Source organism: Pantoea sp. UYEF8 (genome assembly GCF_040546285.1).
In the GTDB taxonomy this organism is placed as follows: Bacteria; Pseudomonadota; Gammaproteobacteria; order Enterobacterales; family Enterobacteriaceae; genus Pantoea; species Pantoea brenneri.
In genome coordinates this window covers 37,891-62,200 of record NZ_JBEPNM010000005.1, presented here as the reverse complement: position 1 = coordinate 62,200, position 24,310 = coordinate 37,891, and the positions used below count along the sequence as shown (strand labels likewise).

Genomic DNA, 24,310 nt, shown 5'->3' with positions numbered 1-24,310 from the left:
CCTGTTTTCGGGTTAAACCTTGCGCTGAAGGGCTTCCAGACGCCTTTGACGCCAGTTTAGCAGGGGTGACACGGTTATGCCGTGTATTACCACGCTGCAGACCACCAGGGTTAACGCCATATTGGTCATAATCTCCATCTGCGGCCCTTCCATGCCGTGCGTCCAGGCGTAGGCGATGTAGTTCAGACTGCCGATGCCGCGAATACCGAGCCAGCCAATCAGCAGCCGCTGCCCCATCGGCAGGCCAGCGCGTAGCGTAACCAGCCAGACGGCCAGCGGGCGCACCACCACAAACAGCACCAGCCCCAGCAGCACGCCATAGATGTTCCAGTGCTGCGCCAGCGTGACGCCCAGCACCACCATCATGCCCGCCGCCAGTAACCGTTCAATGGTGTCACCAAACGACAGCGCGTCACCCACCACAAAGCCTATCGACTTCACCATGCTGTTATTGCCCTGATGCGCCAGTCGCTTATTCGGATTGACCAGCGCCTCGGAAGGCAGCACCCGCTCATCCTCTGACAGATCCTCGGGCTGATGGCGACGGAACACCCCCAGCTCAGCGCGGCGCAATCCCAGACCCGCAGCAAAGGCCGCCAGGAAACCCGAGGCACCCAGCCACTGCACCAGCGAATAACTCAGCGCAATCAGCGCCAGTGCCAGGAAATCGTTGGGCGCCACGTCGCCATTGGCGTTTCGCAATTTGGTGGCCAGTACGCCGATTAAGCGGCCCAGGCCAAAACCGATCGCCAGACCGCCGCCGATTGCCCAGATCACCTCTTTCGCTCCCCAATGGGTCAGCAGCGATCCGCTCAGGCTTTCGCCATTGAACAACAGCAGGGCCAGCACCAGCAGCGGCAGCGCCGAGCCATCATTCATCCCGGCTTCGCTGGAGATGGCAACGCGCAGCGAATCGTCATCCTGCGCATCGTTGACCGAGATTAAGCTCGCCAGCACCGGATCGGTCGGGGCGACAATCGCGCCAAACGCCAGCGCAATCGGCCAGTCCAGCCCCACCAGCCAGTGCGCCAGCAGTGTCATCGCCGCTACCGTCAGCAGCATGGCCGGGAAAGCCAGCCGCAGGCCGGTATGCCAGCAGTTATTCTGTAGCGGCAGACGCAGCTTCAGGCCGGTAATAAACAGCGAGGCGGCCATGGTGATTTCAGTAATATGCGCCACCGCTTCTGAATGGGTGACGATATCGATGTGCAGCACGTCAAACGCCCACGGCCCACATAACATCCCGGCGATGAGAAACAGGCCAAAAGAAGTTACCGGCCCCCGGTGTATCCAACCGGAAGCCAGTGACATCAGCAGCAGCAGGCCGCCTGTCGCGGCTGTCCAGGCTAAAAAGCTCATAACACTCCAGATTATTTCGGGTTTATGTCTAAGCCTGGCACATTTTTTGACGACCGCAGAAATCAGTTTTTCAGATGGCGGCTGGCGAAGCGCACCGCAAGACTGGCCGCGCCAGCCAGCGTTGACAGCGCCACGACACCGTTCCAGCCCCAGTGCGCCAGCGCCAGGCTCCCCAGCGCCGCACCGCTTGCCATGCCGATAAACACCACGGTAAACAGCAGCGCATTCAGGCGACTGCGCGCTTCCGGTGCCAGGCCATATACCAGCGTCTGATGCGCCACCAGCGTCGCCTGTACTCCTAAATCGAAACCGATGGTGCTGACCACAATCAACGCCAGCTGAGCCGGCAGCGGCAACAACGGCAGCAGGAACATCAGGGCAAACGAGACGGTCACCAGCGCGGCACCGGCCTGGGTCACTCTGGCCGGACCGATGCGGTCGGCGAAACTGCCGGCCAGCGGCGCGGCCATCGCACCGGCCGCACCGGCTAAACCAAAGGCCCCGGCGACCGCACTGTCGAGGTGAAAACGCTCACTGAGCATTAACGCCAGCGTTGACCAGAAGGCGCTGAAGCCAACCGACAGCAGCCCCTGGGCCAGCGCGGCACGGCGCAGCGTCTGATGATGACGCCACAGATGCGCCAGCGACAGCAGCAGACGCGGATAGCTGACCGACGTGCCGGGCGTAAAGCGCGGCAGCACCCGCCAGAGCGTCAGGCTGATCAGCAGCACCGCCAGCGCCGCCACCATATACATGGTGCGCCAGCCGAAGTATTCGGCCACCACGCCACTGATCACCCGCGACAGCAGAATGCCGACCAGTAGTCCGGTCATCACCGTACCGACCGTTTTGCCACGGCTGCGTTCCGGTGCCAGCGCCGCCGACGCTGGCACGATATCCTGCGCCACCGTGGCGGTCAGGCCGGTGACGAAACTGGCGATCAGCAACGCGCTCAGCCCGCCGGAGAAGCCACACAGCAGCAACGCCGCCACCAGCAGTAATCCTTTGATGAAGATAATGGTGCGGCGGTCATGGCGATCGCCGAGCGGCGCCAGCAGCAGAATGCCGAGGGCATAACCCGCCTGGGTCAGCATCGGCACCATGCCGACCGCGCCGACGCCGACGTTAAACTGTTTGCTGATGATATCCAGCATCGGCTGGCTGTAGTAAATCGATGCCACGCTCAGTCCGGCGCCTGCCGCCAGGGTAAAAACCAGCGGAGCGGGGAGCGTTTCGCTCGAAGAATGAGTCATACTGCGGGTCGCTGACATGGTGTGATCCTCATAAATGCGTAACGCTATTAGCGCACACTGCGGCCATACGCGGTAGACTGCCATCAGACAAAACTGTTATGCGTGGTACGTATGAGCAACCCTAATACCAGCGACCGCATCGAACTGATGCAGACCTTTATTCGTATCGTGGAGAGCGGCAGTTTATCGGCCGCCGCCGCCCAGCTCGGTACTACCCAGCCGACCATCAGCCGGCGGCTGCAAACGCTGGAGCAGCGGCTCGGGCTGAAGTTAATTCTGCGCACCACGCACGCGCTTAAACTCACCGATGATGGTGAGCGCTGTTACGCTCAGGCGCGGCAACTGCTGGCGACCTGGCATGCGCTGGAAGATGAGCTGACCGGGGCCAGCGACGATCCGGTCGGTACCCTGCGGGTCCGTGCGCCGCACGCATTTGGTCAGGATCAGCTGATCGCCCCGCTGGTCGACTACCTGCGCCGCTATCCGCGGCTCAATATTGAGTGGATGCTGAATGACCGCACGCCTGACTTTATGGCCGAGAATATCGATTGCGCCATTCAGGTTGGCGCGCCGACCGATCCGTCAGTGGTGGCGATTCTGCTGGCAGAAGTGCCGCGTATTGTGGTTGCGTCGCCCGGGCTGCTGGCCCGTCATCCGCCGATTGAGCAGGTTGAACAGTTGCGCGATCTGCCGTGGCTGGCGCTGACCAGCTTTTATCGTAATGAAGTCGCATTACAGAAGATCGACGATGGCCAGCCGGTTAACCTGGCGATTACCCCAAGGCTGAGCAGTGACAGCCTGTATGCGGTGCGTAAAGCAGCGCTGGCCGGAATGGGCGCGGCGATCGTGTCGTCGTGGGTGGTACAGCAGGATTTAGCCGAGGGGCGGCTGGTTCAGCTGACGCCGCAGTGGCAGGCCCCGCCGTTGCCGATCTGGCTGACCTATCCGTGGGCCAGCTACTATCCGGCCAGGCTGCAGCATTTCTTTACCATGATTAAAGCGGTGATGCCGCAGCTGGCGGGCACCCGGCCGGCCACGGCTGCACGCCGTCAGGCAGAGCCAGAGGAATAAGCTGCTGCTGCTGCAGGCAAAAAAAAGCGGGTGCCTATGCACCCGCCTTCATCAGTGGCCTTTCTTATCACCACGCGACATATTGTCCAGCCAGCCCATCACAAAGGCAGAGAGCACAAACGTCAGGTGGATAATCACGTACCACATCAGCTTGTCGTTGGCGACGTTGCGCGCTTCCATGAACACCCGCAGCAGGTGAATCGAGGAGATGGCCACAATCGACGCCGCGACTTTGTTCTTCAGTGAGCCGGAGTCCATCTTGCCCAGCCAGCTCAGCTTCTCTTTGCTTTCGTCGATATCGAGTTTAGAAACAAAGTTCTCGTAGCCCGACAGCATCACCATCACCAGCAGTCCGCCAACCAGCGTCATGTCGACCAGCGACAGCAGCAGCAGGATTAGATCGTTTTCCGCAATGCTGAAAATGTTGGGCAGCAGGTGGAAAATTTCCTGGAAAAATTTGATGGTCAGCGCCAGCAGGCCGAGTGAAAGTCCAATGTAAACCGGAGCCAGCAACCAGCGCGATGCATACATCAGGTTTTCGGTAAAACGTTCCATAAATTCCCAATAATAATCAGACAGGTCGGGCAGTATAACTGATCAACTGTGAAGTTATTTCAGCCCTTCGTCAGAAATTTCCGGAACCGGCGGCAGCGGCAGCGACAGACGAAATACAGCGCCGCCTTCGGGCCGATTCTCAGCCCAGATCTGCCCGCCATGACTCTCAATAATGGTCTTACAGATCGCCAGTCCCAGCCCGACGCCCGGCACGGCTGACTCCTTATCACCCCGGGTGAACTTATCAAAAATCCGGCTTAAATCCGCCTCTGGGATGCCGGGTCCGCCATCCCAGAGCGCAATCTCCAGCCGCGTCCCGGCACGCCAGGCACGAATCCCGCGCGGCGCGCAGTTACCGGCATACTTCAGGCTGTTCTCAATCAGGTTGGTAAAGACCCGCTCCAGCAGGCTGCTGTCGCCCTTGATCAGCACGATGTCGTCCGGCAGATCGAGCTGCACCTCGTGCCCTTTCAGCGACGGTGCCATGCTGCTCAGCGCCCCGCCGATCACCTCTTCCAGTGACAGCCACTCCTCACGCAGGTTCAGCCCGCCCGACTGAATGCGCGCCATATCCAGCATGTTACTCACCAGCCGGATGGTGCTCAGCGTCTGCTCACGGATCTGGCTGGCCTGCGGCACATATTTCGAGTTGTCATTGGCGAGGTCGAGCATCAGCATTTCCGCCTGGCCAAACAGCACGGTCAGCGGGGTGCGCAGGTCATGTGACAGCGCGGACAGCAGCGCATTGCGCAGTTGCTCACGCTCCGCCGACAGCCGCGATGCCGCCTCGCTGTGCGACAGCGCCATCCGCTCCAGCGCGTTGGCGATCAGCACGGTAAAGGTTTCCACCAGCCGTTGCTGCTCGGGGATCATCAGCTGACGCAGATTTTGCGGTTCCACCACCAGCAAGCCGCGACAGTGCGCGCCGCTTTTTAACGGCAGGATTTGATACGGCACCGCCGGTAAGGTGTCGGTTCCGGCACCGGCCGGCTGGCCTTTGCTGTAGCTCCACTTAGCGATGGCGCGGTCAGGCTCACTGGCGGGTAGCGCATCGCCAACCGGTTGCAGTTCGCCCTGCTCATCCGGCAGCAGCAGCAGACAGCGCGCCTGCAGGGTGGCGTCCAGCACCCGCTGACTGGTGGCGGCGATATCCTGCGGCGTTAACGCGCTGCCGAGCGATTTGGCCATCTCATACAGCTGACGCGCACGCTGCTCGCGGTAGCGCGCCACCCGCGCCTGATAACGCACCCCGGCCGTCAGGTTGCCGACGATCACCCCCACCGCCAGCATCACGCCAAAGGTCACCAGATATTGCAGGTCGGAGACCGCCACCGTGCCGGTAGGGGCCACAAAGAACAGGTCAAAGGCGAGGATATTCATCACCGTGGCGATCACCGACGGCCAGCGGCCATAGCGCAGCGCCACGATCACCACCGCCAGCAGATAGATCATCACACAGTTGGCCGGATCGAAACCGATCAACAGCGACTGGCCGGCAACGGTCACCGCGATGCACAGCACCAGCGCCATCATCACGCCGCGTAGCTGAATACGCCACTTGTCGCTGGTGACCCGGCCGTCCGCCAGCGGATGCGGCGCGTCGTGCAGCGGCTCATCCAGCGCCACCACCAGCAGATCGAGATCGGGGCCGAGCTGGCCGAGCCGTTCAGCAAAACTGTCACGCCGCCAGCGCCGCAGCGGACGACGGCCGGTAACGATTTTGCCAAGATTGTGTTCGCGCGCGTAACGCAGCACCGCTTCCGCTTCGTCAGGCTCGGAGAGCGTGGCGGTCTCTGCGCCCAGCTCCTGCGCCAGTTGCAGGGTACGCAGGATCGCCCGCCGCCGCGCTTCCGGTAGCCGGTTCAGCCGGGGCGTCTCGACATACACCGCATGCCATTCACTGCCCAGTCGCGCCGCCAGCCGCGCAGCGGTGCGCACCAGTTTTTCACTGCCGGTATCATCGCCAATACACAACAGAATCGCATCGCGGGTGTGCCAGACGCGATCCCGTCCCTGCTGATCGCGCCAGGCGCGCATCTGATCGTCTACCCGGTCCGCAGTGCGGCGCAGCGCCAGCTCACGCAGGGCGAACAGGTTGCCCTTGCGGAAAAAATTCTCAATCGCCCGTTCGGCGCGGTCGCCGATATAGACTTTGCCCTCTTTCAGCCGCTGCAGCAGATCGTCAGGCGGCAGATCGACCAGCACCACCTCATCGGCGCTGTCGAAAAAGGGGTCGGGCACGGTTTCCCGCACCTGAATACCGGTAACGCCGCCCACTACGTCATTGAGGCTCTCCAGATGCTGAACGTTGACGGTGGTCAGCACGTCAATGCCCGCTTCCAGCAGCTCCTCAATGTCCTGCCAGCGTTTGGGATGACGCGAGCCCTGAACGTTGGTGTGCGCCAGCTCGTCCATCAGGATCACCGCCGGATGGCGGGCCAGCGCCGCATCAAGGTCAAACTCGGCATGGCGCGAGCGGCCGGTCGCCCGGCGCGGCAGCAGGGTTAAGCCGCTCAGCAGCTGCGCCGTTTCCGGCCGGTCGTGGGTCTCCACCACGCCGATCAACACATCCAGCCCCTGCGCACGCAGCCGTTGCGCCTCCTGCAGCATGGCGTAGGTTTTCCCGACGCCCGCACAGGCGCCAAAGTAGATTTTCAGCCGGCCGCGATGGCTGTCGCGGCTAGCCTGCAACAGGGCATCGGGATCGGGGCGCGTCGGTTCCTGATTCATAGGGTCCTTGTCGGCATTACAGATCGCTGAGCGCCAGGTTGAGCTGCAGCACATTGACCGTCGGATCGCCGAGGAACGGCATCAGCGGCCGGTGGGTCTGCTGATCAATCAGCGCCTCTACCTGGGCTAACGGTAACTGACGGCTGGCGGCGATGCGAGGGGCCTGCCAGCGCGCCGCGTCAGGTGAAATATCCGGGTCCAGTCCGCTGGCTGAGGCGGTCACCAGCTCAACCGGCACCGCGGCCGGTGCCTGAGGATTGGCGGCCCGCAGCGCGGCAACCCGTTCGGCGACCGCTTTATCCAGCGCCGGGTTACTGGCGGCCAGATTGCTGCCGCCCGACGCCAGCGGGTTATAGGGCCGATCGCCGCTGGCAGAGGGACGACCCCAGAAATAACCGGGCTGGGTAAAGTTCTGCCCAATCAGCGCCGACCCGCGCGCCACACCCTGTTTCTCCAGTAACGAACCGTTGGCCTGCGCCGGAAACAGCCACTGCGCCAGGCCGGTGGTGAGCAAAGGATAAACCACGCCGCTGATAACGGTAAGCAGCAACAACAGTAAAATCGCCGGACGTAACTGACTCATTTTCTTCTCCTCAGGCCATGCCTGACAGGACTAACAGCAAATCGATCGCTTTAATGCCGACAAACGGCACCAGCAGGCCACCCAGCCCGTAGATCAGCAGGTTGCGGCGCAGTAAGGCGGCCGCGCTCAGTGGGCGATAGCTGACGCCCTTCAGCGCCAGCGGAATCAGAAACACAATCACCAGCGCATTAAAGATTACCGCCGACAGAATCGCGCTGGCCGGTGAGTGCAGGTGCATCACGTTGAGCATGTTGAGCTGGGGATAGGTGGCGGCAAACGCGGCCGGAATAATGGCAAAATACTTGGCCACGTCGTTGGCGATACTGAAGGTGGTCAGCGAACCGCGCGTCATCAGCATCTGCTTACCGATGTGCACCACTTCCAGCAGCTTGGTCGGGTTAGAGTCGAGATCGACCATGTTGCCCGCCTCTTTCGCCGCCTGAGTGCCGGAGTTCATCGCCACCGCCACGTCCGCCTGAGCCAGCGCCGGCGCATCGTTGGTGCCGTCACCCGTCATCGCCACCAGCCGTCCTTCCGCCTGGTACTGACGGATCAGCGCCAGTTTGGCCTCGGGCGTCGCCTCGGAAAGAAAGTCATCCACCCCTGCTTCGGCGGCAATTGCCGCGGCCGTCAGCGGGTTATCGCCGGTGATCATCACGGTTTTGATGCCCATCTTGCGCAGCTCGGCAAACCGCTCTTTGATGCCGCCTTTGACGATATCTTTCAGCGCCACCACGCCCAGCACTTTCGCCCCTTCTGCCACCACCAGCGGCGTGCCGCCGGTGCGCGCCACCTCTTCGACCCGGGCGTTCACCTCGGCCGGGAACGCGCCATGGCTGGCTTCAATATGACGACGTACCGCATCGACCGCCCCTTTACGGATCAGCCGATCCTGTACGTTAACCCCACTCATCCGGGTCTGCGCCGAGAACGGAATGAAGCTGGCGCCCATGCTGCTGAGATCGCGTTCACGCAGGTTAAACTGCTGTTTCGCCAGGATGACGATGCTGCGGCCTTCCGGCGTCTCATCCGCCAGCGAGGCGAGCTGCGCGGCATCCGCCAGCTGCTCTTCGCTGACGCCCGGTGCCGGCAGAAACTGTGTCGCCTGCCGGTTACCGAGGGTAATGGTGCCGGTTTTATCCAGCATCAGCACATCAACATCGCCCGCGGCTTCCACCGCGCGGCCGCTGGTGGCGATCACGTTGGCACCGAGCATACGGCTCATCCCCGCCACGCCAATCGCCGACAGCAAGCCGCCGATGGTGGTCGGGATCAGACAGACCAGCAGCGCCACCAGCACCGTGACGCTGACCGGCGTCCCGCCCCACGCCGAGAACGGCCACAGGGTAACGGTCGCCAGCAGAAACACGATAGTGAGTGACACCAGCAGAATGGTCAGGGCGATCTCATTCGGGGTTTTACGGCGTTTGGCCCCCTCCACCATGGCGATCATCCGGTCAAGGAAGGTCTCGCCGGGGTTAGCGCTACAGGTAATCACCAGCCAGTCAGAGAGGATGCGCGTCCCGCCGGTTACCGAGGCAAAATCGCCGCCCGATTCACGGATAACCGGCGCGGATTCGCCGGTAATTGCGCTCTCATCCACCGACGCCCCCCCTTCCAGCACCTCGCCGTCGCACGGAATGATATCGCCCGCTTCCACCAGCACCGCATCGCCTTTGCGCAGCTGATCGGCCGCGACCTGCTGCCAGTCCGCGCCATAGCGCGCCGCCGATAGTTTTTTCGCAAAGCTGGTCTTTTTCACCCCTTTCAGGCTGCTGGCCTGGGCTTTACTGCGCCCTTCTGCCAGCGCCTCTGCCAGATTGGCAAACAGCACGGTGAACCACAGCCAGACCGCAATCGCACCGGTGAAACTGGCGCTGCCGTTCAGCTTGCCAGTCAGCATAGCCAGCGCCAGTAAGGTGGTCAGCACGCTGCCGAGATAGACCACAAACATCACCGGATTACGGAATTGCACCCGAGGATCGAGCTTTTTCAGCGCATCCCAGGCTGAAGTACGCAGCAGCGCCGCGTCAAATAACGCCTGTTGTTGACGACTCATGAGGATTGTCCCTGAACAAGTTGCAGATGCTCAGCCACCGGGCCCAGCGCCAGAGCAGGAATAAAGGTCAGCGCACCGACCAGCAACACGGTGCCGACCAGCAGCGCAATAAACAGCGGGCCGTGCGTTGGCAGCGTGCCGTTGCCCACCGGCTGCACTTTTTTCACCGCCATCGCACCGGCAATCGCCATCACCGGGATGATGATGCCGAAGCGGCCCAGCAGCATGCAGCTGGCCAGCAGCAGGTTCCAGAACGGGGTGTTGGCACTCAGTCCGGCAAACGCGCTGCCGTTGTTATTGGCCGCCGAGGAGACCGCGTAGAGCACTTCACTGAAGCCGTGAATGCCGGGGTTAGCCATCGCGCCCCGTCCGGCGTCGGTCATCATCGCCAGCGCAGTGCCGATTAACACCAGCGCAGGCGTCACCAGAATCGCCAGCGCGGTCATTTTCATCTCCCAGACGTCGATTTTTTTACCGAGGAATTCCGGGGTACGACCGATCATCAGCCCGGCGATAAACACCGCCAGCAGCACAAACAGCAGCATGCCGTACAGGCCAGCTCCGACGCCGCCGAACACCACTTCACCCAGCTGCATCAGCCACATCGGCACCATTCCGCCCAGCGCGGTAAAAGAGTCGTGCATGGCGTTAACCGCGCCGCATGAGGCGGCAGTGGTGATCACCGCAAACAGGCTGCTGTTAAGAATGCCAAACCGGGTCTCTTTGCCCTCCATGTTGACCGCGCTGTCGGCGCCCAGCGTCAGCAGATGCGGATTGCCGCGCAGTTCTGCCCACATCACCACCGCCACCGCCACCACAAACATCAGCGTCATCGCCCACAGCAGCATGCTGCCCTGACGGCGATCGCGTACGCTTTCACCAAAGGCAAAGCAGAGCGCCGCCGGGATCAGGAAGATGCTCAGCATCTGTATCAGGTTGGTCAGCAGCGTCGGGTTTTCAAACGGATGAGCGGAGTTGGCGTTGAAGAAGCCACCGCCGTTGGTGCCGAGCATTTTGATCGCTTCCTGCGAGGCCACCGGACCCATCGCCAGCGTTTGCTGTGTGCCTTCCAGCGTGGTGAGCGTGTGGTACGGCGACAGCGTCTGGATGCTGCCCTGGCTGACAAAAATCAGCGCCATCAGCAGGCTGATCGGCAGCAGCACATAGAGCGTGATGCGCGTCAGGTCACGCCAGGCGTTGCCGAGCATCCCGCTTCCGCGCTGAGCGAATCCGCGAATCAGCGCAAACGCAACCGCAATACCGGTGGCCGCCGACAGGAAGTTCTGCACCGTCAGCCCCACCATCTGGCTGAAATAGCTCAGGGTGCTTTCGCCGCTGTAGGACTGCCAGTTGGTATTGGTCACAAAGCTGACCGCGGTGTTCAGCGCCAGATGCCAGCTCAGACCCGGCAATCCCTGTGGGTTAAGCGGCAGCGTGCCCTGCAGCAGTAAAATCGCCAGCAGCAGCGCAAAGCCGAGCGCGTTAAACAGCAGAATCGCCAGCAGATAATGCGGCCAGCGCATCCCGCTTTGCTGTGCGCCCAGCAGCCGCCACAGCGGCGCTTCGACCCGGGCGAACAGCGGCTTATCGGCAACCAGCGCCGCCAGGCCACGCCCAAGCGGTTGCGCCAGCACCATTAACAGCAGCAGATAACATCCGATGAGTAAAAAAGCATTGGCCGCCATCAGAAGGCCTCCGCATTTAACAGGGCATAGATCAGATAGCCCAGTAACAACACCACCAGCACAATGCCGGTTATTACGCCCACGCTCACAGGAACCTCCAGAGGTTTGGATTTGCTGATTAGCTTGCGCGGCGGCGTATAAAGAAGGGGTTAAAATGCAGCGGGCGGGCGTAAAAATAGTGTAAAAATGGCGAAATATCAGGCGACTTCCAGCGCCCAGATGCGGTTGAGATCGACATTGCCCCACAGCGTGCTGTCTTCCGCCCCGACAATGCTGTCGGTACAGAAGCTATCGCCCAGGTCGAGCTCTTCCGGTTTGACTTCGCGCTGGGCGTGCAGCGACCAGAAGACGTGGACACAGGGCTTCATCAGCGATTTCTCACCCGCTTTGACCACCAGCGCCACCCGGCCTGATGCCAGCCGTACCAGTGAGCCGACCGGATAAATGCCGATGGTACGGACAAAGGCGTGCAGCAGGCCGTTATCGAAGTGGCCACGCCAGCTCAGCATGTGATGCATCGCCTCGGCGGGCGTCCAGCCGGTGCGGTAGACGCGCGTCGAGGTGATGGCGTCATAGACATCACACACCGCCGCCATGCGGGCATACAGCGAGATCTCCTCACCTTTCAGGCCGTGCGGATAACCGCTGCCGTCATATTTTTCATGATGGTGCAGCGCAATATCCAGCAGATCGGCATCGGCACTGGCCTCCATCAGCATCTGTGCACCGACGATCGGATGCTGACGCATGATGGTAAACTCGTCCTCGGTCAGCTTGCCGGCTTTGTTAAGGATCTCCAGCGGCACGGCCGCTTTGCCGACGTCGTGCAGCAAGCCGCCCATCCCGACGCGCCGCAGCTGGATCTCATTCAGCCCGAGCCTTTTCCCCAGCGAAATCATCAGCCCGCAGACCGCCATCGAATGCAGATAGGTGTAGTCATCGTGATTTTTCAGCCGCGCCACGCTCAGCAGTGCAGAGGGTTCACGCCGAATCGATCCGGAGATTTCATCCACCAGATCGATCATATAATCAAGGTTCAGGCTGTTACCGAGGCGCGCCTCGTTGAACATCGCCAGCACTTTGGATTTGCCCTGCTGAAAGATCTGCTGCGCCTGATCCAGCTCCTGAAAAAACGGCGTCCGGGCTATCGATCTTTTTGCCACAACCGGCGCGATCGGAGCCTGCACCGATCGATCGAGGTCGATCCACAGTTGCTGGATCCCTTCGTTGCGTAACATAGCGATTTGTCGTGGATCGGTGATCAGCATCTGGTTGCGAATACGTTTGTCTTTTATCCACCAGACCTCCAGCTTATGGATAAACATGCCTGGACGTAGTTCGTCAACGGTAATCAGCTTTATCACGATATCACTCCTTAATATCAGCGGGTGGTAAGGTGATATCGGCAGCTGCGCAAAATTTCTTCAGGCCGTTTTGTGCGGAGTGTGTGGTCGGAGGAGGCGGTATTCATCGGGGGGAGCCGGCGGGTCCACCGGTTGATGCGGGTACGATGGCGATGCCCGCCACGGCATCGCCTCTGGAGCGAGTGGCGCTAGATGACCGGAGTCAGCAACGGTTTGCCAGCGGCGAACGCCAGCATGTTTTCGAACACCAGATCGGCCATCGCCGCCATGGTTTCTGTGGTGTTGCTGGCGATGTGCGGGGTGATCACGACCTTGTCGCACTGACGCAGCGCCGCAGGCACCTGCGGTTCCTGCTCAAACACATCCAGCCCGGCCCCGGCGATCTGTCCGCTTTCCAGCGCCGCAATCAGCGCCTGCTGATCGACCACGCTGCCGCGCGCAATATTGATCAGATAACCCTGCGGTCCCAGCGCCTGCAGTACCTCCGCGTTGATGATCTGCCGTGTGGCCGCCCCGCCAGGCAGGGTCAGTACCAGAAAATCAGCCTGCTGTGCCAGCGAGACGAGGCTGTCGTGACGGGTATAGGGCACATCCGGACGTGAGCGCGGGTTGTAGTAGTGAATCGCCATATCAAATGCCTGCGCCCGCTTCGCTACCGCCTGACCGATATTGCCCAGCCCGACGATACCGCATACCTTGCCACTCACCTTGCGGCTCAGCGGAAAACGTCCCTGCTGCCAGTGGCCGGCGCGGGTGAAGCGGTCTGCTTCACTGATGCGCCGCGCCACATCCAGCAGCAGCGCCATACCGAGGTCCGCGACACACTCATTCAGCACCTCCGGCGTATTGGTCACCGCAATGTTGCGCGCCCGGGCAGCCTCAATATCGATACTGTCGTAGCCGACGCCGTTACTGCAGATCACCCTGAGATTGGGCAGCGCCGCAATCAGCTCGGCCGATGCGCCCATCACCGCATTGCCGCTGGTAACCAGCATGTCGATTTTACCCCCCATTTCCGCCAGAAACGCCGCTTCGTCCTCCGCCTCCCACAACCGAAAGGCGGTAAAAGTGTTTTCGATCTTCTCTATCAGCTGCGGTGGCAGAAACTTTCCCTTAATCAGCACATTACATTGCTTTAATGCCATCTTCTTTCCCCTGTTTTTCATACGATGCCGGACGTTCACTCTGCTCACCGACCCGCTCAATCGGGCCCATTACCAGCAGGAACAGCAGTGCCGCGACCACACAGTGAGCGGCAACGAATGCCAGCCCGATGCCGTAGCTTCCGGTCAGGCCGACGATGATGCCGAACAGCAGTGGCGTGGTGAAACCGGCAATATTGCCGATGCCGTTAAAGATTGAGCCCGCCAGGCCAACCGCTTCTTTCGGTGCGGTGTCGCTGATAACCGTCCAGGTACCGGCACCCGCCGCCACCCCTTTGCCAAAAAAGGCAAACGACATCACGGCGACAATGCCGACGTTGCTGGGGATTATCGCCGCCAGAACCAGGCTGGCCGCCATCAGCATGCCGACGATATAAGGCGTTTTGCGCGCCCAGGAGACGCTCCAGCCGCGGGCGATCAGTTTGTCCGAGATATAGCCGCCGCTGATGCCGCCGAGGAAACCGAACACCGCCGGCGCAATAGTGGCGAAACCCGCTTCCATGATGTCCATGCCCCGCGCCTGCACCAGATAGATCGGAAACCAGGTAATAAAGAAGTAGCTGAGCGCGATAATGCAGTACTGACCGAGGTAGGCGCACCACAGCATGCGGTTGGTCAGCAGCTTTTTGAACATCGCTTTACTGACCGGTGGACGCGCCCGAAGGGTCTGTTCGGCGTCGATATCCACCAGCCCGCCGCCGTTAATAATGTGCTGCAGTTCGGTTTCCGATACGCCGGGATGGTTGCGCGGTTCCCGCATATAAGCGGCCCAGACAAACACCGCCAGCACGCCGATACCGCCCAGCACGAAGAACGGCCACTCCCAGCCGAAGCGCGATACCAGCCAGCCCGACAGCGGCGAGAAGATGGCAACGGCGAAATATTGCGACGAACTGAACAGCGACGAGGCGCGACCCCGCTCTGCGCCGGGGAACCACATAATGACCACCCGCGCATTGGCCGGAAAGCTCGGGGCCTCAATCAGTCCCAGCAGAAAACGCAGGCCGAACATCAGCATCAGTGCGCCGGTCAGGCCGCTGGAGAACTCGCCGACAAAGCCCATCGCCAGCGTCGAGATCGACCACAGCGCCAGCGTCACGCCATAGACCTTTTTGGCACCAAAGCGATCGAGAAACAGCCCGCCGGGGATCTGCCCGATCACGTAGGCCCAGCTGAAAGCGGAGAGGATCAGGCCGAGCTGGATCGCCGACAGCCCAAACTCCTCTTTAATGGCCGATCCGGAGATCGACAGGATCGAACGATCGGCGTACGCCACCACCGAAAGCAACAGGATCAGACACAGGATCCAGATGCGGACATGGGTAGTGCGGGTGGTCATTTTGTCTTTAACCATGAGGTGAATTCCTTAAAAAGCAGCCAGTTATGCCGCGAGGTTTTTTTCAGGAATACCGCTGAGATTCCCCTGTTGAGGAAATATAGGTAGGAGGCTAACCATTGGTCATTGTGCGAATGTTGAGATCGCTGACGCTGATTTAGCTTAATTCTGGCAACCGCCACAAACAGCAGTGCGGCGCTGCACAAAAGCAGAAAAAGCCGCCGCGCTGTGCAGAAGAATGTGCGCAGGATCGAGGAATTAGCGCCAGGCGACAGCTATGGCTGCGCTATTTTTCCGCAAAATGTGGCCTCGCCTGCAAGTGTGAAAACGCCCGATTGTCAAACTCTGCCGCCCTTCGTAGGCTGCAAATGATCGCATTTATCCACTTTCTAAATAAATGAAAAATAAATTCCATCCTTTCACCTCTGGGAGTCTGCAATGAAAAAAAGTGCATGGGCAATGCTGTGTCTGCTGTCGCTCTCCACCCCGGCGCTGGCAGAGAAAATTGGCGTCTCAATGGCCTATTTCGATCAGAACTTCCTGACCATCATCCGTCAGGCGATCGATAAGGAAGCCAAAGCGCGCAAGCTGGATGCGCAGTTCGAAGATGCGCGCGGCGATGTCGGCCGTCAGACCGATCAGGTGCAGAGTTTTATCAGCGCCGGGGTGGACGCCATCATCGTCGATCCGGTGGACTCGGCCAGTACGCCCGCCCTGACCCGCCTGGCGCAGCAGGCCCACATCCCGCTGGTCTATGTTAACCGCACGCCGGGCGATAAAACTCTGCCGCCTGGCGTGGTGTTCGTCGGTTCAGATGAGCGTGAATCCGGCACGCTGCAGATGGAAGCGCTGGCAAAGCAGGCCAACTATCGCGGCAACGTCGCCATCATGATCGGTAACCTGACCGACGCCGGCGCGCTGCAACGGACGCGGGATGTGGAGCAGGTGGTGGCGAAATACCCCAATATGAAAGTGGTGCTGAAGCAGACTGCTAACTACGCCCGTAATGAAGGCATGGATCTGATGCTCAACTGGCTGTCGAACGGGGAAGATATCGATATTGTTGCCGCCAACAACGATGAAATGGCGATTGGCGCCACCATGGCGATCGCCCAGGCGAAGCCGAAAAAAACCATTCTGGTCGGCGGCATTGATGCCACGCCGGATGGCCTGAAAGCGCTGGCGAGTGGCAAATTAGCGGTGACGGTGTTCCAGGACGCCGTGGGTCAGGGTAAAAAATCGGTAGAGGTGGCGCAGCAGATGATCAAAGGTGAAAAGGTCGATTCCCACCAGTGGATCCCGTTTGAACTGGTGACGCCACAAAACAGGCAGCATTATCAGGATAAAAATCCGTAAGGCAGGCTGGCGCGGCCATGATGCCGCGCCATCGGTCACGGCTGATGCAGTAATTTCGCCATCACGACGACATCATGCAGCTTACCGTCACGCAGCGCCGCCTGGCGCAGCAATCCTTCGCGCTCAAACCCCAGACGATGATAGAGCCGGAGCGCCCGTTCATTGTCGTGGAACACCTCCAGTTGCATGCGGGTGATGCCGAGCCAGTTACGGGAATAGTCGAGCGCGGTGCGGATCAGCTTTTCGCCTACGCCGCGGCCGCTGAATGCCGGATCCACGCCCAGCCCGAAACTGATGCTGTGGCGGGTGCGCGGTTTATTGTCGACAAACAGCGTCAGCTCACCGGCCATCTCCCCGTCGATTTCCGCCACAAACGCGATATAACCTTCGCCATCCATTTTCAGGAACTTTTTCTCCCAGGTCGCGACGCTGGGAAACGGTAGCTGTAGCGTCCAGGGGTAGACATCAGGATGGCTGTAGAGCCGCTGATAGGCGGCGGCATCGTGAGGCTCTCGTCCCCGGATGGTAATTTCCATATTTTCTCCTGTTAGCCGAACGGGTTTGATGCACTAAGCTGTACCTCTTCATCGGACGGAAAGAGTACTGCTATGTTGTATCGCCGTTTTGAACGTTTTATCAATATTTTTCATGATGCTCCCAGCGATTCGCCCCCTGCTACGGTCTGGTCCTTTTACGCCTACTATCTGCGTCAGGTCTGGCCGAGTTTTGCTGCCCTGCTGCTGGTCGGACTGGCGTCAGCGCTGATCGAAGTGGCGCTGTTCAGCTACCTGAGCCGCATTATCGACCTGGTGAATCATTCGACGCCCGCCACCCTGTTCAGCGATAACTGGCCGCTGCTGCTGTGGATGGGCGCGGTGGCGCTGATCCTGCGACCGATTTTCATCGCCCTGCACGACATGCTGGTGCACCAGAGCATCAGCCCGAGCATGACCAGCATGATCCGCTGGCAGCATCACAACTACGTGCTGCGTCAGAGCCTGAACTTCTTTCAGAACGATTTTGCCGGCCGTATCGCACAGCGCATTATGCAGACCGGCAGTTCGCTGCGGGATTCATCCGTACAGCTGGTCGACGCCATCTGGCACGTGCTGATCTACTCCGTCACCTCGCTGGTGCTGTTTGCCGAAGCGGACTGGCGACTGATGATCCCGCTGGTGCTGTGGATTCTGGCCTACAGCGCCTCGCTGCGTTTCTTTGTGCCGCGCGTCAAGGCGCGCTCAGTGGTTTCATCAGAAGCGCGCTCTAAGCTGATGGGAACCATCGTCGACGGCTACACCAATATCACCACCATCAAACTGTTTGCCCATAGCGATCTGGAGCGACAATACGCACGCGAAGCGATTCAGGAGCAGACCGACAAAACCCAGCACGCCAGCCGCATGGTCACCAGCATGGATCTGACGCTGTCGGCGCTGAACGGCATGCTGATTGTCTCGACGTCCGGACTGGCGCTGTGGCTGTGGAGCCAGTCGCTGATTAGCGTCGGGGCGATTGCGCTGGCGACCGGTCTGGTGATCCGTCTGGTGAACATGTCTGGCTGGATCATGTGGGTGGTGAACGGCATTTTCGAAAACATCGGCATGGTACAGGATGGCCTGAACACCATTTCTCAGCCGCTCAGCGTGCAGGATGCACCCGGCGCGAAGCAGCTGAAGGTGACACGCGGCCAGATCCGCTATGAAGATGTGCGCTTTGACTACGGCGGCGGACGTCAGGTGATTAACCAGCTCAACCTCGATATCAAACCCGGCGAGAAGATTGGCCTGATCGGCCCGTCCGGCGCCGGTAAATCGACGCTGGTTAATCTGCTGCTGCGGCTGTATGACCTGAACGGTGGCCGGATTGTGATTGACGATCAGGATATCGCCACGGTGACTCAGGAGAGTCTGCGCAGTCAGATCGGCATGATCACTCAGGACACCTCGCTGCTGCACCGTTCGATACGTGAAAATCTGCTCTACGGGCGTCCCGATGCCAGTGAAGCGGAGTTGCAGATGGCGATTCGCCGCGCCCGTGCTGACGAGTTCATTCCGCTACTCTCCGATCCGCAGGGCCGTACCGGGCTTGATGCGCACGTCGGGGAACGCGGCGTGAAGCTGTCAGGCGGTCAGCGTCAGCGGGTGGCGATTGCCCGCGTGCTGCTGAAGGATGCGCCGATCCTGATCATGGATGAGGCGACGTCAGCGCTGGACTCCGAAGTGGAAGCGGCGATTCAGGAGAGCCTGGAGTCACTGATGCAGGGCAAAACCGTCATCGCCATTGCGCACCGTCTGTCGACCATCGCGAAGATGGACCGGCTGGTGGTGCTGGATAAAGGCGGGATTGTCGAGACCGGCAGCCACGCTGAGCTACTGGCGCACAACGGCTTGTATGCGCGCCTGTGGCAGCATCAGACCGGCGGTTTTGTCGGCGTCGATTAATCGCCGCGTCGGTAAGGCAAGGCGTCGCGTGCTTCTTCGGCCCAGCCGCGCACGCCTTCCCGCTCCTGCTGCAGAAAATCCGCCACCGCATCGCGTAAGCCAGGATGCAGCAGATAGTGCCAGGAGTGGGTAATCTGCGGCTCAAAGCCGCGTACCAGCTTGTGTTCGCCCTGCGCTCCGGCATCAAACCGCGTCAGGCCGTGCTCAATCGCAAAATCCATTCCCTGATAAAAACAGGTTTCGAAGTGCAGCCGATCGAACTCCGCCAGGCAGCCCCAGTAGCGACCGTATAACGCCTTCTCATCCCGCAGGTAGAACGCCATCGCCGCCGGTTGCTGCTGCAGGCGTGCAATCACCACCATGATGTTGTCCGGCATCCGTTCCGCCAGCAGGCTGAAGAAATCCCGCGTCAGATAGGGCTGCTGACCGCGCACCGCGTAAGTGTTGGCGTAGCAGGTGTAGACAAAATCCCACTGATCTTCGCGCAGCCGATCGCCACGGTAGCGCTCGAACACAAAACCGCTTTGCATCACCTGTTCACGCTCTTTGCGCAGCTGTTTACGCTTACGCGACATCAGCGTGTCGAGGAAATCCTGAAAGTCCCGGTAGCCGCGGTTGTGCCAGTGGTACTGACAACCGAGCCGCGCCAGCCAGTCGGGCTGTTCGGCCAGCAGCTGGTTGGCCTGCGCATCGGTAAAGTTAATGTGCGCCCCGCTTAACCCCTGCTGCTGCAACCTTTCCGGTAACGCCGCCAGCAACTGCGCCGCAGCCACGCTGTCGCCCAGCAGGCGCGCCCCGCTGACCGGGCTGAAGGGAATAGCTCCCAGCCATTTAGGGTAATAGCGGATGCCGGCCCGCTGGCTGGCATCTGCCCAGGCGTGATCGAACACATACTCGCCCCACGAATTGCGTTTACGGTAGCCCGGCAGCGCGGCACGGGTGATGCCGCCGTCACGCCACAGCAGATGATCCGGCTGCCAGCCCGATTCGGGCCGCACGCTGCCGCTCTGTTCCAGGGTAAGCAAAAAAGCGTGGCGCAAAAAAGGCTGATCGTCAGGCAACAGCGCATCCCACTCGGCGGCGGCGATCTCCGCCAGCGAAGTCAGGTGAAACAGCGACATGAAAAACTCCAGACAGCAACGGGCGAACGATCAGTCAAGCAGGTTTTCTGCGCCAGCGAAAGGGTGAAGGCACGCAATGTGAAGGCTGCACAGCCTGCCCGCACGCCCTATACTGCGATTTTGCCTCCTGACTGGAATCGCCATGGATCGACTCGAGTGTGACCGGATGTTTGTCACGGTGCTGGAAACCGGCAGTTTTTCGGCGGCGGCGTTACGGCTGGGCACCAGCAGCAGCCAGGCCTCCAAGCGGGTATCGAAGCTGGAACAACAGCTTGGGGTTCAGCTGTTTAAACGCAGCACCCGCGCCCTGTCGCCAACCGACGTCGGGCGCAGCTATTACGAGCGGGTAAAAAACCTGCTGGATGCCTTTGATGCACTGGATGCCAGCGTGCGCGAAAGCGCCAATACGCCCACCGGCCGGCTGAAGATCAGCGCACCCGGCTCTTTCGGCACCGCCGTGTTGTCGCCGGTGCTGGTGGCGTTCGCCCGGCGCTATCCGCTGATTGAACTCGACGTCAGCTTTTCCGATCGTGCGGTGAACATCGTCGATGAGGGATTTGATCTGGCGATTCGCATCGGCAACTTAAGCGACAGCAGCCTGGTGGCGCGTAAGCTGGGCGAGGTCCATGTGCGCATCGCCGCGTCACCGGTCTATCTTGAGCAGTTCGGTAAACCGCAGCACTGGCAGGATATCCGCCAGCATCAGTGCATTATCGACACCAACTTTCGCGATCCGCTGCACTGGCCGTTTGCCGATGGCAGCGGCGAGATGGTCAGCATCCCGATTCAGGGCCGCCTGCGCTTCGCCAATACCGAAGCCTGTTTGCAGGCGGCGATTGCCGGGCTGGGCATTGCGCGACTGCCGGGGTTCATCGCCGCGCCCGCGCTGCGGCGCGGTGAGATCGTCCGATTGCTGGAGAACTTTGATATTCCGCCCCTCGGCCTGTTTGCTGTCTATCCGCCAGCCCGCCATCTGGCGCACCGGGCGCGCCTGCTGATTGACTTTCTCGCCACCCATTTCAGCGAGGTTCCGCCAGATTGATTCCGTCCATAATGGAATAAATGATTGTCTTTTTGGCTGGATTATCACTCATTCTGTCATCAGTTAAGCTACTGCTCAGATCAACAGAGGAGTGGCATCATGTTAGTAGCGGGGAAATGGAGTGGTGACTGGCATCCGGTGCAGGCTACCGATAAACAAGGCGGCTTTGTCCGTCAGGATGCCGGTTTCCGGCACTGGATCAGCCACGATGGTTCAACGGAATTTGCTGCGGAACCGGACCGCTATCATCTCTATGTGGCGCTGATCTGTCCGTGGGCCTCGCGCGCGCTGATCGCCCGTAAACTCAAAGGACTGGAATCGCTGATTAGCGTGACGGTGGTCGAGCCGCAGCTCGGCGCGCAGGGCTGGCGTTTCGGTGAGGCGACCGCTGCTGACCGCGATCTGCTGGACGGGGCGCACTATCTGCATCAGATTTACACCCGCGCCGCGCCCGATTTTACCGGCCGGGCCACCGTTCCGGTGCTGTGGGACAAGAAAACCGCCACCATCGTTAATAACGAGTCGGCTGACATCGTGCGGATGTTTAACAGCGGCTTCGGCGATCTGGCGGACAACCGTCTCGATCTCTATCCCGCCGCGCTGCGTGCAGAGATTGATGCGCTCAATGCCAGTCTCTATCCCCGGCTTAACAATGGCGTGTACCGCGCCGGCTTCGCCACCACCGCGAACAGCTACCAGCAGGCGTTCAGCGAGGTGTTCAGCCAGCTTGACGAACTGGAGTTGATGCTCAGTGATGGCCGCACCTTCCTGCTCGGTGAACGTTTGACTGAAAGCGATATCCGGCTGTTCGTCACCCTGATTCGCTTTGACGTGGCCTACCATGGCCTGTTCAAATGCAACCTGCGCCGGGTGCGCGATTACCCGTTGCTCAATCGCTATCTGAAAAGCATGCTGTCAGTCTCCGGCATCCGTGAGACCGTCAACATTGAACACATCAAACAGGGTTATTACTCGATTTCGGCGCTGAACCCGAACGGAATTGTTCCGGCAGGCCCGGATCTAAGCGAGTACGGTTTATAAAGCCCCTTTTAAGGAACAGCAATGGCAAAAGCACTGGTGATATTTCTGCATGGCGTCGGCAGTAACGGCGACGATCTGGCACCGATTGGGCGTCACTGGGCGGCCTTATTACCGGATGTGGTGTTTGCATCGCCGGATGCGCCTGCAGCGTTTGATGGCGGTTTTGGCTATCAGTGGTTCAGCCTGGCCGGCGTTACGCCAGAGAACCGTCCGGGGCGGGTACGGGCGGCGCGGGCAGCGTTTGACGCCACTCTCAGCAACATTATCAGCCAGCACGGCTTCGCCGAACGCTGGCACGAGGTGGTGCTGGTGGGCTTTTCGCAGGGGTCGATTATGGCGCTGGATGCGCTGGCATCCGGCCGTTATCCGCTGGCGGGCGTGGTGGCATTTTCAGGGCGTCTGGCGTTTGACGGCGAGCTGACGCCGCAGCCTCATCTGCCGGCCATGCTGATCCACGGCCATGCCGATGAGGTGATCCCGTGGCAGGAGAGCGAATCCGCGGCTGCGCGGCTGAAACAGGCGGCAGTGCCGGTTGAAACCCTGTTTGAGCCAGCGACCGGCCACACCATTTCAGCACAGGGCGCTCTGCATGCCGCCGCGTTTATCGGGCAATGCCTGCAGGATTAAACACTACGACCAGTAGCGGCTTAATGCCTGCCACGCCTGCCGGGCAGCCACCTCAGGCGGCAGGCGTTTCAGCGTATCATTAAACACTTCAATGCCAACCGGACCCTGATAACCGGCACTTTTCAGCTTATCCACAAAGCGTCCGATGTCGATAATGCCATCACCGGGTAGCAGTCGCTGATGACGCGCGATGTCGATCAGACTCTGCTTATCCTGCGGCGGAACGGCAGCCATATCACACAGTTGCACCTCGTAAATCCGCTCGGCAGGAATGCCATCCAGCTGTGAAGCGTCGCCGCCCAGCGCACAGATATGGAACAGATCGACCACCAGCCCGATGTTGGGCTGATCGAGACGCTGCAATCGCTGCCACGCCAGCGGCAGGGTGTTATCCACGCTGCACCACGCCATCGGCTCATACATGATGCGCATGTTGTAGCGCGCGGCTTCCGACGCCATCCAGCGCAGGTCATCATCAATCTGATCGGCGCGGCAATCCTCACGGGTACTGGCCGGAGCCTGAATGGTGTCACACCCCAGCGCCTGGGCAATGTGGATAAACTGACGCAGCTCTTCGCGCTTCTGCCCGCGCAGCGCGCTGGGCGCGCCGGTGAAATCACGCAGCACCTGCAGATTGGTAAAGCCGGGTCCCTGCTGAGCGGCAATCCGGGCCAGCGCCGCGGCACCGCCGTCGCAGGCCTCCACGTCCTCACGCCAGATTTCGACCTGGTCAAAACCGGCATTATGCGCCGCCTGTAGCTTCTCTTCGGGCTCACCGTTTAACAACACCAGGTTAAGGAATGTTGGATTACGACTCATCTCTCTGCTCCTTAATCGTCCGGAATAATCGGTGAAGAATAATCAGCTGCAACGCCGCACACCTTGCGGCCTGGGCAACATCGCAGCTAAAACAGTATCTACCTCTTAAGCGTTATGGCAAGCCGCGATTCACGGTCCGTCAGGCCAGCAGCGTCATCAGTGCGAAACCGGCAAACGCCATCAGCAGCGAGCCGATGACATGCACCAGCGCACTGGCCATCGCCCAGAGGTACTTACCTGATTGTAGCAATACCATTAATTCTGCCGTAAACGAGGAGAAGGTGGTCAGCCCGCCGCACAGGCCGGTGATGATCAGTAGCTTCCACGCCGGGTCAATTTCCGGATGGCGGACAAACCAGGCCATCGCCGCGCCAATGATCAACCCGCCGATCAGATTAACCAGCAGCGTGCCGGGCGGCAGGTTGGGAAATAAAGCATTGAAACGTACCGCGAACAGCCACCGCAGCACACAGCCAGCAGAGCCGCCAATCATGACGGCGAACAACGGTTTCAACATGTCTTGCTCCTGATTGCAGATTTCACGCCGGGCTGAGGGGAGAGGCAGAGATAAACCGCGCCTGACACCTCAGCTCCCGCGAAAGGATACACCGAGTGTCAGGCGTCATCAGCCGGGGTAAAGCCCGCCGGCGGTTGGGGAAGGTGGCACGCCATCACCTTAAGCGAAGGATAATACGATGCGACTCT

Annotated in this window: 21 protein-coding genes and 1 riboswitch; of the genes, 6 read left to right on the top strand and 15 right to left on the bottom strand. The window is 60.4% G+C overall.

The genetic code is table 11. The features are described 5' to 3' along the window. Positions 1–12: 12 nt before the first annotated feature. Together ABIB18_RS11720 and ABIB18_RS11715 are read right to left on the bottom strand one after the other, a co-directional pair. Positions 13–1,359 (bottom strand): cation:proton antiporter, encoded by a 1,347-nt coding sequence (locus ABIB18_RS11720; protein WP_069729086.1) that lies wholly within the window; start codon positions 1,357–1,359, stop codon positions 13–15. A gap of 62 nt (positions 1,360–1,421) precedes the next feature. Further along, positions 1,422–2,630, bottom strand: coding sequence for an MFS transporter (locus tag ABIB18_RS11715; RefSeq protein ID WP_046289373.1), 1,209 nt, complete (start codon positions 2,628–2,630; stop codon positions 1,422–1,424). A 93-nt stretch (positions 2,631–2,723) separates the two neighbouring features. On the opposite strand from ABIB18_RS11715, the gene ABIB18_RS11710 reads away from it, so the two are divergent. Continuing rightward, positions 2,724–3,683: a LysR family transcriptional regulator gene (locus ABIB18_RS11710; RefSeq protein WP_046289374.1), complete on the top strand. Its 960-nt coding sequence runs from the start codon at positions 2,724–2,726 to the stop codon at positions 3,681–3,683. Positions 3,684–3,734: 51 nt separating this feature from the next. Here ABIB18_RS11710 and ABIB18_RS11705 read toward each other — a convergent pair whose 3' ends face one another. The 9 genes from ABIB18_RS11705 to ABIB18_RS11665 form a co-directional block, all read right to left on the bottom strand. After that, on the bottom strand, positions 3,735–4,238 hold the full coding sequence (locus ABIB18_RS11705; protein ID WP_031377731.1) for a TIGR00645 family protein: 504 nt from the start codon (positions 4,236–4,238) through the stop codon (positions 3,735–3,737). Between the two features lie 54 nt (positions 4,239–4,292). Continuing rightward, positions 4,293–6,968: a two-component system sensor histidine kinase KdpD gene (gene kdpD, locus ABIB18_RS11700; protein WP_354474182.1), complete on the bottom strand. Its 2,676-nt coding sequence runs from the start codon at positions 6,966–6,968 to the stop codon at positions 4,293–4,295. A gap of 16 nt (positions 6,969–6,984) precedes the next feature. Continuing rightward, positions 6,985–7,551: a potassium-transporting ATPase subunit KdpC gene (gene kdpC, locus ABIB18_RS11695; protein WP_159223118.1), complete on the bottom strand. Its 567-nt coding sequence runs from the start codon at positions 7,549–7,551 to the stop codon at positions 6,985–6,987. Positions 7,552–7,561: 10 nt separating this feature from the next. Further along, complete coding sequence (gene kdpB, locus ABIB18_RS11690) at positions 7,562–9,610, bottom strand: potassium-transporting ATPase subunit KdpB (protein WP_046289376.1); 2,049 nt, start codon at positions 9,608–9,610, stop codon at positions 7,562–7,564. Further along, on the bottom strand, positions 9,607–11,295 hold the full coding sequence (gene kdpA, locus ABIB18_RS11685; protein WP_354474181.1) for a potassium-transporting ATPase subunit KdpA: 1,689 nt from the start codon (positions 11,293–11,295) through the stop codon (positions 9,607–9,609). Before kdpA ends, kdpB begins: the two co-directional genes overlap by 4 nt. Continuing rightward, a complete protein-coding gene (kdpF, locus tag ABIB18_RS11680) occupies positions 11,295–11,384 on the bottom strand; it encodes a K(+)-transporting ATPase subunit F (RefSeq protein WP_010253443.1) in 90 nt (29 codons plus the stop codon). Before kdpF ends, kdpA begins: the two co-directional genes overlap by 1 nt. A 108-nt stretch (positions 11,385–11,492) precedes the next feature. Beyond that, positions 11,493–12,659 carry an HD-GYP domain-containing protein gene (locus ABIB18_RS11675; protein ID WP_031377166.1) on the bottom strand — a complete coding sequence of 389 codons (1,167 nt, stop codon included), beginning with the start codon at positions 12,657–12,659 and terminating at the stop codon, positions 11,493–11,495. A gap of 188 nt (positions 12,660–12,847) precedes the next feature. Continuing rightward, positions 12,848–13,804: a 2-hydroxyacid dehydrogenase gene (locus tag ABIB18_RS11670; protein WP_354474180.1), complete on the bottom strand. Its 957-nt coding sequence runs from the start codon at positions 13,802–13,804 to the stop codon at positions 12,848–12,850. Then, a complete protein-coding gene (locus ABIB18_RS11665) occupies positions 13,785–15,176 on the bottom strand; it encodes an MFS transporter (RefSeq protein ID WP_031377164.1) in 1,392 nt (463 codons plus the stop codon). Before ABIB18_RS11665 ends, ABIB18_RS11670 begins: the two co-directional genes overlap by 20 nt. 420 nt (positions 15,177–15,596) lie before the next feature. Here ABIB18_RS11665 and ABIB18_RS11660 point away from each other — a divergent pair, with 420 nt between their 5' ends. Then, on the top strand, positions 15,597–16,514 hold the full coding sequence (locus tag ABIB18_RS11660) for a sugar ABC transporter substrate-binding protein (RefSeq protein WP_031377163.1): 918 nt from the start codon (positions 15,597–15,599) through the stop codon (positions 16,512–16,514). A gap of 35 nt (positions 16,515–16,549) precedes the next feature. On the opposite strand, the gene ABIB18_RS11655 is transcribed toward ABIB18_RS11660, so the two are convergent. Beyond that, a complete protein-coding gene (locus ABIB18_RS11655) occupies positions 16,550–17,050 on the bottom strand; it encodes a GNAT family N-acetyltransferase (RefSeq protein WP_031377162.1) in 501 nt (166 codons plus the stop codon). 72 nt (positions 17,051–17,122) lie between these two features. On the opposite strand from ABIB18_RS11655, the gene ABIB18_RS11650 reads away from it, so the two are divergent. Further along, a complete protein-coding gene (locus tag ABIB18_RS11650) occupies positions 17,123–18,955 on the top strand; it encodes an ABC transporter ATP-binding protein (RefSeq protein ID WP_279809605.1) in 1,833 nt (610 codons plus the stop codon). Here the strand turns inward: ABIB18_RS11650 and ABIB18_RS11645 are convergent. After that, positions 18,952–20,076: a GNAT family N-acetyltransferase gene (locus ABIB18_RS11645; RefSeq protein WP_089561884.1), complete on the bottom strand. Its 1,125-nt coding sequence runs from the start codon at positions 20,074–20,076 to the stop codon at positions 18,952–18,954. The two genes, ABIB18_RS11650 and ABIB18_RS11645, sit on opposite strands and share 4 nt — an antisense overlap. 142 nt (positions 20,077–20,218) lie before the next feature. On the opposite strand from ABIB18_RS11645, the gene ABIB18_RS11640 reads away from it, so the two are divergent. From ABIB18_RS11640 to ABIB18_RS11630, 3 genes are all read left to right on the top strand, one after another. Further along, entirely contained in the window at positions 20,219–21,118 is a 900-nt protein-coding gene (locus ABIB18_RS11640) for a LysR family transcriptional regulator (RefSeq protein ID WP_031377159.1), read from the top strand. Positions 21,119–21,217: 99 nt separating this feature from the next. Beyond that, positions 21,218–22,159: a glutathione S-transferase family protein gene (locus ABIB18_RS11635; RefSeq protein WP_031377158.1), complete on the top strand. Its 942-nt coding sequence runs from the start codon at positions 21,218–21,220 to the stop codon at positions 22,157–22,159. A 21-nt stretch (positions 22,160–22,180) separates the two neighbouring features. After that, entirely contained in the window at positions 22,181–22,786 is a 606-nt protein-coding gene (locus ABIB18_RS11630) for an alpha/beta hydrolase (protein ID WP_046289378.1), read from the top strand. Positions 22,787–22,789: 3 nt separating this feature from the next. Here the strand turns inward: ABIB18_RS11630 and ABIB18_RS11625 are convergent, their stop codons facing one another. Beyond that, positions 22,790–23,605 (bottom strand): sugar phosphate isomerase/epimerase family protein, encoded by an 816-nt coding sequence (locus tag ABIB18_RS11625; protein WP_031377157.1) that lies wholly within the window; start codon positions 23,603–23,605, stop codon positions 22,790–22,792. A 139-nt stretch (positions 23,606–23,744) separates the two neighbouring features. Then, the gene (crcB, locus tag ABIB18_RS11620) at positions 23,745–24,122 is read right to left on the bottom strand and encodes a fluoride efflux transporter CrcB (protein ID WP_031377156.1); all 378 of its coding nucleotides are present in this window, start codon (positions 24,120–24,122) and stop codon (positions 23,745–23,747) included. A gap of 92 nt (positions 24,123–24,214) precedes the next feature. Then, a riboswitch (Fluoride riboswitch) is annotated at positions 24,215–24,290 on the bottom strand. Positions 24,291–24,310: the final 20 nt, after the last annotated feature.